This is a genomic window from Sulfitobacter sp. (assembly GCF_039977885.1).
Taxonomy (GTDB): Bacteria; Pseudomonadota; Alphaproteobacteria; order Rhodobacterales; family Rhodobacteraceae; genus Sulfitobacter.
Genome location: NZ_JBDWCI010000008.1, coordinates 253,570 through 266,539, shown reverse-complemented (window position 1 = coordinate 266,539; position 12,970 = coordinate 253,570). Strand labels below are relative to the sequence as shown.

The 12,970-nt window shown below is 58.1% G+C and carries 13 protein-coding genes; all 13 read left to right on the top strand.

What is annotated here, in order from left to right; translation table 11 throughout:
* Window positions 1-74 precede the first annotated feature (74 nt).
* The 13 genes from ABJM03_RS05935 to ABJM03_RS05875 all read left to right on the top strand — a co-directional run bounded on the left by ABJM03_RS05935 (window position 75) and on the right by ABJM03_RS05875 (window position 12,960).
* Window positions 75-1,223 (top strand): ABC transporter substrate-binding protein, encoded by a 1,149-nt coding sequence (locus ABJM03_RS05935; protein WP_348416324.1) that lies wholly within the window; start codon window positions 75-77, stop codon window positions 1,221-1,223.
* Window positions 1,224-1,279: 56 nt separating this feature from the next.
* Window positions 1,280-2,200 (top strand): branched-chain amino acid ABC transporter permease, encoded by a 921-nt coding sequence (locus ABJM03_RS05930; protein ID WP_348416322.1) that lies wholly within the window; start codon window positions 1,280-1,282, stop codon window positions 2,198-2,200.
* On the top strand, window positions 2,197-3,180 hold the full coding sequence (locus ABJM03_RS05925; RefSeq protein ID WP_348416320.1) for a branched-chain amino acid ABC transporter permease: 984 nt from the start codon (window positions 2,197-2,199) through the stop codon (window positions 3,178-3,180). The genes ABJM03_RS05930 and ABJM03_RS05925 overlap by 4 nt, the downstream gene beginning before the upstream one ends.
* Window positions 3,173-3,922 carry an ATP-binding cassette domain-containing protein gene (locus ABJM03_RS05920; RefSeq protein WP_348416318.1) on the top strand — a complete coding sequence of 250 codons (750 nt, stop codon included), beginning with the start codon at window positions 3,173-3,175 and terminating at the stop codon, window positions 3,920-3,922. Before ABJM03_RS05925 ends, ABJM03_RS05920 begins: the two co-directional genes overlap by 8 nt.
* Window positions 3,919-4,608 carry an ABC transporter ATP-binding protein gene (locus tag ABJM03_RS05915; RefSeq protein ID WP_348416316.1) on the top strand — a complete coding sequence of 230 codons (690 nt, stop codon included), beginning with the start codon at window positions 3,919-3,921 and terminating at the stop codon, window positions 4,606-4,608. Before ABJM03_RS05920 ends, ABJM03_RS05915 begins: the two co-directional genes overlap by 4 nt.
* 205 nt (window positions 4,609-4,813) lie before the next feature.
* Entirely contained in the window at window positions 4,814-7,681 is a 2,868-nt protein-coding gene (locus tag ABJM03_RS05910) for a monovalent cation/H+ antiporter subunit A (protein WP_348416314.1), read from the top strand.
* A 1-nt stretch (window position 7,682) separates the two neighbouring features.
* Complete coding sequence (locus tag ABJM03_RS05905; RefSeq protein ID WP_348416312.1) at window positions 7,683-8,024, top strand: Na+/H+ antiporter subunit C; 342 nt, start codon at window positions 7,683-7,685, stop codon at window positions 8,022-8,024.
* Window positions 8,021-9,577: a monovalent cation/H+ antiporter subunit D gene (locus ABJM03_RS05900; protein WP_348416310.1), complete on the top strand. Its 1,557-nt coding sequence runs from the start codon at window positions 8,021-8,023 to the stop codon at window positions 9,575-9,577. The genes ABJM03_RS05905 and ABJM03_RS05900 overlap by 4 nt, the downstream gene beginning before the upstream one ends.
* Before the next feature lies 1 nt (window position 9,578).
* On the top strand, window positions 9,579-10,079 hold the full coding sequence (locus ABJM03_RS05895; protein WP_348416308.1) for a Na+/H+ antiporter subunit E: 501 nt from the start codon (window positions 9,579-9,581) through the stop codon (window positions 10,077-10,079).
* Complete coding sequence (locus tag ABJM03_RS05890; protein ID WP_348416306.1) at window positions 10,076-10,363, top strand: K+/H+ antiporter subunit F; 288 nt, start codon at window positions 10,076-10,078, stop codon at window positions 10,361-10,363. The genes ABJM03_RS05895 and ABJM03_RS05890 overlap by 4 nt, the downstream gene beginning before the upstream one ends.
* Window positions 10,360-10,755, top strand: coding sequence for a monovalent cation/H(+) antiporter subunit G (locus tag ABJM03_RS05885; RefSeq protein WP_348416304.1), 396 nt, complete (start codon window positions 10,360-10,362; stop codon window positions 10,753-10,755). Before ABJM03_RS05890 ends, ABJM03_RS05885 begins: the two co-directional genes overlap by 4 nt.
* A gap of 114 nt (window positions 10,756-10,869) precedes the next feature.
* Window positions 10,870-11,982 carry an S-(hydroxymethyl)glutathione dehydrogenase/class III alcohol dehydrogenase gene (locus tag ABJM03_RS05880; RefSeq protein ID WP_348416625.1) on the top strand — a complete coding sequence of 371 codons (1,113 nt, stop codon included), beginning with the start codon at window positions 10,870-10,872 and terminating at the stop codon, window positions 11,980-11,982.
* Window positions 11,983-12,180: 198 nt separating this feature from the next.
* Window positions 12,181-12,960: an SDR family oxidoreductase gene (locus ABJM03_RS05875; protein ID WP_348416302.1), complete on the top strand. Its 780-nt coding sequence runs from the start codon at window positions 12,181-12,183 to the stop codon at window positions 12,958-12,960.
* Window positions 12,961-12,970: the final 10 nt, after the last annotated feature.

Sequence of the window (12,970 nt, the reverse complement as noted above, 5' to 3'; positions counted from 1 at the left end):
GGAGGGCTTTGCCAATACCGTCGTAACAACAGCTGCACAGGCTCCGCGACAGAGGGCCATCAGGGAGAAAAGATATGACCTTAAAATCACTCGCATTGGCCGCAACCCTTGCCGCTTTTGCCACAAGCGGTCTTGCACAGGATGACGCGGGCAAGCTCAAGGTGGGAATGATCACAACCCTGTCGGGTGGCGGTGCGGGGCTTGGGCTTGATGTGCGCGACGGCTTTTTGCTGGCGGTTAAGCAATCAGGTAAGGGCAATATCGAGGTCGTCATCGAAGACGACCAGCGCAAGCCGGACATTGCGGTGCAATTGGCCGACAAGATGATCCAATCCGAAAAGGTCGATGTGCTGACCGGTATCATCTGGTCCAACCTTGCGATGGCGGTCGTGCCTGCGGCTGTGGCGCAGGGCAAATTCTATCTGTCGCCCAATGCGGGCCCGTCGGCGTTGGCCGGTCGCGGGTGTAACCCGAATTATTTCAATGTGGCATGGCAGAATGATAACCTGCATGAGGCCGCAGGTGCCTATGCAAAAAGCGCAGGTTACAAGAACTCGTTTATTCTGGCTCCGAATTATCCGGCCGGTCAGGACGCGTTGACCGGTTACAAACGCCAATATGAAGGCGAATTGGCTGGTGAGCTGCTGACCAAGCTGGGCCAGACCGACTATGCCTCCGAGATCGCACAGATCCGGGCATCGGGTGCAGACAGCGTGTTCTTCTTTCTGCCCGGTGGGATGGGGATTTCTTTTTTGAAACAATATGCCGATAGCGGTCTGGATATTCCCGTTGTCGGTCCCGCGTTCAGCTTTGATCAGGGCATCTTGCAAGCGGTCGGCGCGGCCGCGCTTGGCGTGGTGAATACCTCGCAGTGGAGCAAGGACCTTGATAACCCGACGAACGCCGCATTTGTCGACAGCTTTCAGGCCGAATACGGACGTCTGCCTTCGTTGTATGCCAGCCAGGGCTTTGACACCGCCAACTTGTTGATAAGCGCGATGGACAAGGCCGACGTCAGCGATGCAGAGGCCTTTCGCGCTGCGCTCAAGCAGGCGGATTTTGACAGCACACGCGGGGCGTTCGCGTTCAACACCAACAATCACCCGATCCAGAACATCTATGTGCGCGAAGTGGTGCAAGAAGGCGATGTGTTTACCAACAAGATTATCGGCACAGCGCTTGAAAACCACGGCGACGCCTACGCGGCTGAATGCAAAATGTAAGCATGCTCGGGGTGGCCTATGGCTGCCGCGATCTGCTTTAATGTGCGGAACATAGCATGTCTTTCCTTTTACTGGCCGAGCAAGTCCTTAATGGGCTGCAATTGGGCGTGATGCTGTTTGTTATGGCCGCAGGGCTCACGCTGGTGTTCGGCGTGATGGGCCTGATCAACCTCGCACATGGATCGCTTTTTATGGTGGGGGCTTTTGCTGCTGCCGCGGTCGCGGGCGCGACAGGGAGCTTTGTGCTGGCGTTGATCGCAGCGCTTGCAGCCGCCGCTGCCGCAGGGGCGCTGATTGAGGTGCTGGTCTTGCGCCGCCTTTATGACCGTGACCATCTTGATCAAGTGCTGGCCACTTTCGCGCTGATCCTGATATTTTCCGAAGGCACGCGGTGGCTTTTCGGCTCTTTCCCGCTGTACCTCAATATCCCATCCTATCTGGCAGGACCTGTTTCCCTGCCGTTCGGCATTCAGTATCCGCTGTATCGGCTTGCGCTGATTGCCATTGGTCTGATCATCGCGGCGGGGCTGTTTGCGTTGATTTCGAAAACCCGCTTGGGGATCCAGATCCGCGCGGGCGAGAATGACCGCGAGATGATTGCGGCGCTTGGAGTGGATATCTCGCGGCTGTACACAATCGTCTTTGCGCTGGGCGCGGCGCTTGCCGGACTGGCGGGTGCGCTGGTCGGGGCGATCCAGTCGGTGCAGGTCGGCATGGGGGAGCCGGTGCTGATCCTTGCCTTTGTGGTGATTGTGATCGGGGGCATTGGCTCTATCAAGGGGGCGTTGATCGGCGCGCTGATGGTCGGCCTGACCGATACGCTGGGGGGCGTGTTGCTGCCGCAGCTGTTCAAACTGTTCATGGAAAATGCTGCCGCATCGGCCGCAGGATCGGCGCTGGCGTCGATGCTGATTTATATTCTTATGGCGGGGGTGCTGATCTGGCGGCCCGCTGGCCTGTTCGGTGCGCGCCCATGACCCGTGAAAACATCCTTAATGCCGTTGTCGTGGCCGGCCTGATCCTTTTCCCGCTGGCGGCGTGGCAGCTGGATGAACCGTTTCTGATCACACTTGCAACCAAGGCGGTGATCTTTGCGCTGGCTGGTGTCGGGCTGAACATCGCCTTGGGCCTTGGCGGTCTGGTAAGCCTTGGCCACGCTGCCTTTTTCGGCTTGGGCGGCTACGCTATGGGGATCCTCGCCAGCCATGCGCAAATCTATGATCCGATCCTGACGGTGCCGTTCGTGATTGAGGGCAGCAAAAGCATGCCTGTCATCTGGCTCACTGCGGTTGTAGCCTCTGGCCTTGCGGCATTTGCCATTGGCGCGCTGAGCCTGCGTACCTCGGGTGTTTACTTTATCATGATCACGCTCGCCTTTGGGCAAATGCTTTATTATTTCGCGATCAGCTGGCCCGCATATGGGGGCGAAGACGGATTGTCGATCTATGTGCGCAACAGTTTTGTCGGGCTGAATACGCTCGATCCGATCCAGTTCTATCTGATCTGTGCTGTGATCCTGTTTGCGGTGCTATATGCCATGGCGCGCATGGCGCGTGCCCCTTTCGGGCTGGCGTTGAATGCGGCACGCCAAAGCTCCGCGCGGGCGGAAACGGTTGGTCTGTCCCCTTATATGCTGCGTCTGATGGCCTTTGTGATTTCGGGCATGATCACAGGGTTGGCGGGGGCGCTGTTTGCGGATCTGAACCGTTTTGTGAGCCCGACGATGTTCAGCTGGCAGCTGAGCGGTGAAATCATCGTGTTTATACTCATCGGGGGCACGGCGCGGCTGTTCGGGCCTGTGGTCGGCGCGATTGTCTTTGTCACGCTGGAGCATGTGTTGGGCGGGCTATCTGAATATTGGCACATCTTTCTCGGCCTGCTGTTGTTGGCCATTGTGCTGTTTGCGCGGGGCGGGTTGATCGGGCTTTTGACAGGAAAGGCGCGGGCCCATGACTGAGGTGGTGTTAGAGACGCGAGGGATTTGTAAAACCTTTGGTGCGCTGGCCGCGAGCCGCGATATATCGCTTGAGCTGCGGGCGGGCGAAATCCATGCTCTTATCGGGCCTAATGGTGCGGGCAAATCCACATTGATCGCGCAGATCGCCGGTGGTTTGCAGCCCGACGCGGGGCAGGTCCTTTTGGCGGGCGAAGATATCACGGCTTGTGATAGGGCCGCCCGTGCACGCCGTGGATTGGCCCGTACATTTCAGATATCGGCCTTGGCGATGGAAGACACTGTCCTGCAAAACGCGCTGTTGGGGGCTTTGGGGGCAGGGGGATCACCCTTTGCGATGTGGCGGCGGGCACTGGGTATGCAAGACCTGCGCGCGGTGGCTGAAACCGCGTTGGAGCGTGTGGGGCTGGCAGGTAAAGCCGCGCATCTCGCAGCCGAGCTATCACATGGGGAGCGCCGCCAGCTGGAGGTGGCAGTGGCGCTAACTCTGAACCCCAAGGCCTTTGTCATGGATGAGCCGATGGCCGGTTTGGGCACCCAAGGATCAAAAGCCATGACCGGTTTCCTTGACGGTTTGCGATCTCAGGCCCCCATCTTGTTGGTTGAGCATGATATGGACGCTGTTTTTGCCCTCGCGGACCGGATCAGCGTATTGGTTTATGGCCAGATCATTGCTACAGGCACGGTGGCGGAAACCCGTGCCGATCCTGCCGTGCGCGCCGCCTATCTGGGAGAGGACGCATGAGCCTGCTTGAGGTGGAAAACATCACTGTGTCTTATGGGGCGTCCCAAGCGCTTTTTGGTGTATCTGCGCGGATCGATCAGGGCGAGGTGCTGGCCCTGCTGGGGCGCAACGGGATGGGGAAGACGACGACGATCAAGGCGATCTGCAGGCTTTTGCCACTGGGAAGCGGGCGGGTTATGTTTGATGGTAGCGATCTGGCCCGTGTGCCCGCGCATAAGGCCGCGCGTATGGGGCTTGGATTGATCCCCGAGGGGCGGCGCTGTTTCACCTCGCTGACCGTGTGGGAAAACCTGCACGCGGCAGCCCGCAAAGGATATTGGGATTACTCTCGCGTAGGCTCTCTTTTCCCGCGGCTGATTGAGCGGCGCGATCAGATCGCGGCCTCTTTGTCTGGGGGCGAACAGCAGATGCTTGCCATTGGCCGTGCGCTGATGACCAACCCGCGATTGTTGATCCTTGACGAGGCGACCGAAGGTCTTGCCCCGCTGGTACGTGCCGAAATCTGGGATGCGATTGCAGCGCTCAAGGCGCAAACCGGCCTGTCTATCCTGTTGGTGGATAAATCTCTGAGCGAATTGCGCGAGGTGGCGGACCGTGCCACGATTTTGGAGCGCGGGGTGGACGTCTGGCAGGGGGAAATGGCAGCGTTGTCCGAGCAGATCACAGCACAGCACTTGGGCATTTGAGCGGCCCATTCCCGCGGGCATGGCATGGCTGAGGGGGCGTATCTTATGAAAAACCTCAAGTAATTTGCCAATTCCTACTGGTATCGGTTCGCACCTCGATTAAATACAGCGTACTATTACCCGAATTATCGCCTTGATTCCTGTCAGGGGGAGACGACCAGCCCAGAGGGGGAACATCCTCGGGCCCCAACAGTACGGAGCACATGTGTCCCTTCTTTTGATCGTTGCCTTGCCGTTTCTGGGTGCGTTGCTGCCCGGTTTGATGAACCAAGCAGGGCGCGCCGCCTGTGCCGGCGTCACGTTTACTGTCACGCTGGCTGCGTTTGTCGGGCTGATGACCAATCTGCCTGCGATGATGGCGGGCGATGTTGTGATGTACCGTGTGGATTGGATACCCGCGCTGGGCCTGAACTTTACGTTGATGCTTGATGCGCTGGGGTTCTTTTTTGCGACGTTGATCCTCGGGATTGGCCTGCTCATCATTACCTATGCGCGCTTCTATCTCGCGCGTGAGGACAACATGGGTGAGTTTTTCACCTATCTGCTGCTGTTCCAAGGTGCGATGGTCGGGATTGTCCTGTCGGATAATATCCTGCTTTTGCTGGTGTTCTGGGAGCTGACTTCGCTGTCGTCCTTCCTGCTTATCGGCTATTGGAAACACCTGCCCGAAGGGCGCCAAGGCGCGCGTATGGCGCTGACGGTCACCGGCATGGGCGGGCTTGCGATGATCGGGGGCATGTTGATCCTTGGCCAGATCGCGGGCAGCTATGATTTGAGCGTTATCCTGCAGAACCGCGAGCTCATTCAGGAAAGCAGCCTGTATTTGCCCGCGCTGATCCTGATCCTGATCGGGTGCTTCACCAAATCCGCTCAATTCCCGTTCCACTTCTGGTTGCCGCATGCGATGGCGGCCCCTACGCCCGTGTCCGCCTATCTGCACTCTGCCACGATGGTGAAGGCGGGTATCTTCCTGATGGCACGCATGTGGCCGGTGCTGTCCGGAACGCCGGAATGGTTCTGGTTGGTGACGGGTGCCGGATTGATCACGATGGTGCTGGGCGCTGTGATTGCGGTGTTCAAACATGACCTGAAGGCGCTGCTGGCGTTTTCCACCGTGAGCCACCTTGGCCTGATCACGATGCTGCTGGGCACAGGCACGGCATTCGGCGCGATGGCGGCGGTCTTCCACATCCTCAATCACGCGACGTTCAAGGCCGCGCTGTTTATGTCTGCGGGCATCATTGACCATGAGACGCACACACGCGATATTCGCCGTCTGGGCGGGTTACGGCACCTGATGCCGATCACCTTTGTGATCGCCACGCTTGCGGCACTGTCGATGGCAGGGATTCCGCTGCTGAACGGTTTTCTCAGCAAAGAGATGATGCTGGAGGAAGTGTATCACACGGTATTGGGCGGCAATCACTGGATTGTGCCGACGCTCGCAGTCGTGGGATCGCTGTTTTCGGCTGCCTATTGCTTCCGCCTGATCGGGCACACCTTCCTTGGCCCCAAACGGACCGATTATCCTGCCGCGCCGCATGACCCACCTGCGGGCCTGTGGTTGCCGCCTGCTTTGTTGGTCGTTCTGGTTGTGGCCATCGGCGTTGCGCCGTTTATCGCGGAGCCTGCGGTTAAGGCTATTACATCTGTTGTTCTGGGTGGCGCGGCAGAGCTCCCAGAGGCGCATATCAAAATCTGGCACGGTCTGGTGCCTGCCCTTTATATGTCGATTGTGGCTGTGGTTGGCGGCTTGATCGTACTGGCCCTGTTCAAGCCGCTGTTGCGGGTTTGGGATGCGGCCCCCCGGCCCGAGGCAAAAGCCATCTTTGACTGGTTGATCGCGCGCATTGTGGCGCTTTCCCAGACGCTTACGCTGCCGCTGCATAACGGGGCATTTACCCGTTATAGCGCGGTGATGGCGGTGACGGTTGTTGTAGCGGGTTGGTACGCTTGGGCCAGCGGGTCTGTTGGTCCGGCGACGCGTGCCGTGCAACCCGCAGGACCGATCGAGATCGCAGGCTGGCTGATGATGGTCGCGGCTGTGGTGGCGATGATGCTGTTGCACCGCAACCGTCTGCTGTCGCTTGTGCTGATCGGGATTGTCGGGCTTATGGTATCGGTCGGGTTTGTGTTCTTCTCTGCGCCGGATCTGGCAATGACGCAGATCACGGTTGAGGTGGTGACAACCATTCTGCTGCTGCTTGCGCTTAATTTCCTGCCCAACGAGACCCCGATCGAAAGCAGTACCTTGCGGCGCCTGCGCGATGTGGGTGTTGCAGTGGTGGCGGGTGTTGCGGCATCGGTGCTGAGCTATCATTACTTGCTGCGCGATGCAGTGACGACGCCAATTTCCGAATTCCACCTTGCCAACAGCTATAAAGGCGGCGGCGGGACCAATGTGGTGAACGTGATCCTTGTGGATTTCCGCGGCTTTGACACCTTTGGTGAGATCATTGTTTTGGGGATCGCAGCGGTGCTGATCTATGCCCTGACCGAGGCGCTGTTGCGCGGGCCTGTTCGGGCGCGTCTGCTGAACCGTAAACCGGACAAGCCGCTGGCAGGGGATATGCATCCGATGATGATGGTGGTGCTGACGCGGGTGCTGATGCCGGTCGTCATGATGGTCGGTTTCTACATCTTCCTGCGCGGCCATAATGAGCCGGGCGGCGGGTTTATCGCGGGCCTGGTCGCGTCCATCGGTTTGGTCATGCAGTATATGGCCAGCGGCTATAGTTGGGCCAGCGACAGGCAGCGCTATCCGCATCACGGGGTGATTGGCGCAGGGGTTTTGATTGCCGGGCTGACGGGCATGGGCTCGTGGTTTGTGGGCAAGCCCTTCCTGACGTCTGATTTCACCTATGTGCGTATCCCGCCGTTTGAGAAATTCGAACTGGCCACAGCGGCCCTGTTCGATCTGGGCGTATTCCTTGCGGTGGTTGGTGCGGTCATGTTGTCGTTGGACGGTTTCAGCCGTCTTGCGCGCCGTGCCCATGTGAAAGACAGCGATTATGCGATGGACATTAACCCGTCACGGTCAGAGAACGACGCTTTGAGCGGGGAGAGGGTATAACATGGAAATTCTTGTAGCTTCTGCCATCGGTATTCTGACCGCCGGTGGCCTTTATCTGGTGATGCGTTTGCGCACATTTCCTGTGATTCTGGGTGTTTCATTGCTGACTTACGCGGTGAATGTTTTCCTGTTCGCCTCGGGGCGGTTGGTCACAGGTGCGCCGCCTATCCTGACGGACGCGACAACCTATACCGACCCGCTTCCGCAGGCGTTGGTTCTGACGGCGATTGTGATCTCGTTCGGGATGACCGCCGTTGTGGTGATGATCGCACTTGGTGCCTATCTTGGGACGGATGATGATCACGTAGATGATGCGCCCGCCAAAGGGGGGGATGCGACATGACCCATTGGTTGATTATACCGATTGTCCTGCCGGCGTTGCTGGCACCGTTCATCATTTTGTGTGCCCGCTATCACATGGGCATCCAGCGGGTGTTTTCTGTCGCCGGTGTCGTGGCAATGATTGCGCTGGCATTGGGGCTTGCGGTGCAGACCTCGGATGGCACTGTGATGCTGTACCAGCTGGGCGATTGGGCCGCACCCTTCGGGATCGTATTGGTCGGAGACCGGCTAAGCACGATGATGTTGCTGCTCATGGCTGTGCTGGCGCTGTTTGTGCTGCTCTATGCCATCGGTTCCAAATGGGATGAACGCGGGCGGCATTTCCATGTGTTGTTCCAGTTCCAGTTGATGGGGATTTCGGGTGCCTTTCTGACCGGTGACCTGTTCAACCTGTTTGTTTTCTTCGAAGTGCTGTTGATCGCCTCTTATGGTCTGATGATCCATGCGGGCGGCAATGCGCGTCTGCGGGCGGGCGTGCAATATGTGCTGTTCAACCTGCTTGGATCGACATTGTTTCTGTTCGCACTGGGCGCGCTTTATGCGGAAACCGGCACGCTGAACATGGCCGATCTGGCACAGCGTGTGGCCATGATCAGCACGGACGCCTCTGTTGGTATCCGCGTGGCGACTGTGCTTTTGATCCTTGTCTTTGCGATCAAGGCGGCGATTGTACCGCTGCATTTCTGGCTCCCCAGCTCATACGCCGAAGCGCCGGCACCTGTTGCGGCCCTGTTTGCGATCATGACCAAAGTGGGCGCTTATGCGATTATTCGCGTCTATACGCTGATCTTCCCCGTGGACCTTGAAGTAACTGCTGGGTTGCACGGCACGTGGTTGCTGCCCCTGGCGCTGCTGTCGCTTGCTGTAGGGGCTGTGGGCGTGTTGGCCGCGAAAAAGTTTGACCGGCTTGTGGCTTTTGCGGTCATCAGCTCGATGGGGATGGTGATGGTCGCCATCGGCATGTTCACCCAAGAAAGCATTGCTTCGGCGTTGTATTACATCGTGCATTCAACCTTGGCTGCGGGCGCGTTGTTCCTGATTGTTGATCTGGTCCGTCAAAGCCGCGGACATCTTGAGCTGCGCCTTGATGCACCTGTGGCGGGGGGCGCATTGATTGCGCCGCTGTTTATGGTCGCCGCCATTGCGATGGCCGGCCTGCCGCCCTTGTCGGGATTTGTGGGCAAGCTGATGGTGCTGAATGCCGCTTTTGACGGCGGGCCAATGGCTTGGGTGTTCGGGGTTATTCTGATCAGCAGCCTGTTCATGGTGGTGGGGTTTGCGCGCGCAGGCTCGATCCTGTTCTGGAAGGCACAAGCCGATAACGCACCCGTGCCCGAGGTGGGCCGTGCAGCGCCATCCGCGCTGTCATTTGTGGCGGTTGGCGGTTTGCTGGCGCTTTTGGTCGCGCATACGGTTTTTGCCGGTCCTATGTACCGATACACGACGCAAACCGCTGCACAGTTGGTGACACCGGATACCTATATGGCGACCGTTCTTGGCACCCCCGGCAAGCTGAGCGGTGACAAAACCGATGAAACGAAGGGAGATCACTGAGATGGCACGCCTTTTTCACTGGCTCTTCCCGCATCCGCTGCTCACTCTGCTGTTGGTCGTCGTCTGGACCTTACTGCAAAATAGTATTTCTGCAGGGATGGTTGTTTTCGGCCTGATCCTCGGGATTATCATTCCGCGTGTGACGGCTGCCTTCTGGCCCGAGCGGCCGCGCGGTTTTCGCGTTGGTAAAATGCTGTCGTATGGCATTATGGTTCTGTGGGATATCATGGTGGCCAATGTTCAGGTCGCATGGATTGTCCTGACCGTTCCCAACAGCAAGCTCAAACCCGCATGGATCACCATCCCGCTGGACCTGCGCCAGCCCGAAGCAATCACGCTGTTGGCCGGCACGATCACACTGACCCCCGGCACAGTCACGGCCGACCTGTCGCAAAGCGGGCATTACCTATTGGTACATGTCCTGCACACCGATAACCCCGAGGCAGAGGTCACAGCGATCAAAACCCGCTATGAGGCCCGTCTGAAGGAGATTTTCATATGATCCTCGCTCAACAATTGATGGATTACGCGCTGATCATTGCGTTTGTCGTGGTGGGTCTGTGCCAATGTATGGCTATGGCGCGCCTGTTGATCGGGCCGGGGCCGGGGGACCGTATTCTTGCGCTGGATACTATGGTGGTGAACGCGATTGGCCTGATCGTATTGATGGGCCTGTCGCAAGGGACCCGTATTTATTTCGAGGCATCCTTGATCATCGCGATGCTCGGCTTTGTCTCGACCGTGGCCTATGCGCGGTTCATTTTGCGCGGGGATATCATCGAATGAATATTGAGATTATTGCGCTTTATGCGGTGGCATTCTGTCTGATTGTCGGTGCTGTGTTCACGCTGGTCGGGGCCATTGGCCTGTTAAAGTTCAACGATAGCATGACCCGCCTGCATGCGCCAACCAAAGTGGGCACTGTTGGCGTGGGCGCATTGCTGCTGGCTTCGATCATCTACAATAGCGTATTTTCGGGCGGTGCGGAGCAGGAGCTCTTGATCATGGGGTTCCTGTTCGTCACAGCGCCGATTTCGGGCAATTTTATAGCCAAGGTGAACATGCATGTCCGCAGCTGTGTGACGCCGCCCGAGCTGCCCGAGGATGAGCAATGGGCAACCTTTTCGGTGCCCGCAAGCGACGCTGATATCCTTGAGACATCAACCGATAAATCCTGATCGACGACGGCCAGCAACCCTTTGCCTCTGCCGCGAAAGGGTGGCGCGTTTAGCTTGACAAAACCAGTGGCCTCGGGTCCTTCTGCGTGGATGAATCGAAAGGATTGTACCATGATGAAGACCCGTGCCGCCGTCGCTGTCGAAGCAGGAAAACCGCTTGAAATCATGGAGGTCAACCTCGAAGGCCCCAAGCGCGGAGAGGTATTGGTCGAGATCAAGGCCACGGGCCTGTGCCACACCGATGAATTCACCCGCTCGGGCGATGACCCCGAAGGTATCTTTCCCGCGATCCTTGGCCATGAAGGTGCGGGCATTGTGCTGGAAGTGGGCGAGGGTGTCACCACGCTGGAGCCGGGCGATCACGTGATCCCGCTCTATACACCTGAATGCCGTGAGTGCGAATATTGCCTGAGCGGTAAGACAAACCTGTGTCAGGCGATCCGCGTGACCCAAGGGCGCGGGCAATTGCCTGATGGCACCACGCGGTTCTCTATGCTGGATGGCACGCCGATCCACCACTATATGGGCTGCTCGACCTTTGCCAACCACACGGTTGTGCCTGAAATCGCCTTGGCCAAGGTGCGCAAGGATGCGCCGTTCGACAAGATTTGCTATATCGGTTGTGGTGTGACCACGGGCATCGGTGCCGTGATCAACACCGCCAAGGTCGAGATCGGCGCGCGCTGTGTTGTGTTTGGTCTGGGCGGCATTGGTTTGAACGTAATTCAGGGCCTGCGCATGGCAGGAGCAGATCAGATCGTTGGCGTTGACCTGAATGACGACAAGGATGAAACCGGCCGCTATTTCGGCATGACGGATTTTGTGAACCCTTCCAAAATCGAGGGCAATCTGGTCGAACATCTGGTAGAGCTGACAGGCGGCGGGGCCGACTATACTTTTGACGCCACCGGCAACACCAAGGTCATGCGCGACGCGCTTGAAGCTGCGCATAAAGGGTGGGGCGAAAGCATCATCATCGGCGTGGCACCTGCCGGTGCGGAAATCAGCACGCGGCCCTTCCAGCTGGTGACAGGTCGTGTCTGGCGCGGAACAGCCTTTGGCGGCGCCAAGGGCCGCACCGATGTACCCAAGATCGTAGATTGGTACATGAACGGCAAGATCGAGATTGACCCAATGATCACCCATAAGCTGACATTGGGTCAGATCAACGAGGGTTTCGATCTGATGCACCAAGGGAAATCCATCCGCGCGGTCGTCGAATTCTAAGTCGTATGGTTGCTTTCTCGTGGTGTAAGCTGCGAGAAAGCATGGCCATCTGTGTGATGGGCCTAAAGAGACATAGTTCACAGGGCGTTGGGGGCATCTGACGCTCTGACGTAAGGGTAGGGTTGTCATCGTTGCAATCCGCGCCATGCTGCATACCTACATCCCTGCGGTGGAACATGTCACAACGAAAGGCCTCCCATGACCAACATAGCCCTTATCACCGGTGCATCCTCTGGTATCGGTATGGAATTTGCCCGCTATCATGCGGCCAAAGGGGGCGACGTGGTTTTGACCGCGCGTTCGGCCGATAAGCTGGCCAATCTTGCTGCCGAGCTTGAGGCAGCACATGGCATCAAGGCGCATGTTTTCGCCGCCGATCTGGGGCGGGCGGAAGGGGCGGCACAGCTGATCCAGCAGATTGCGGATGCAGGTCTGTCCATTGATATCTTGATAAACAACGCAGGCTTTGGCGGGCGCGGCGCGTTTGTTGAGCGGCCTCTCGAGGATGAGCTGGAAATGATCGACCTTAACGTCAAGGCGTTGGTGGTGCTTTGCCATTACTTTGGCGCTGGGATGGCCGAACGTGGGAATGGCCGTATCCTCAATGTGGGATCTACTGCGGGGTTTATGCCCGGCCCGTTGCAAGCCACCTATTTTGCAACCAAAGCGTTTGTCAAAAGCTTTTCCCAAGCGCTGGATCATGAGCTTCGCCCACAAGGGGTGACGGTGACCTTGCTGGCTCCGGGGTATGTTGTGACCGGTTTTGCCGAACGGGCGGGGCTAGAGGGCACCAAGCTGGTGTCGAGCGGCGGCAGATCGGCGGCATCCGCTGCGCAACACGGCTATGACGCGATGATGCGCGGCACGCTGGTGACTGTGAACGAGGGGCTGCTGGGTATTGCGGTCAATTGGGTGATCCCGCTGCTGCCGCGCCGTATGGTAATGGGAATGATCGAACGGATGCAGCGCAAATCCTAATAAACAGGGG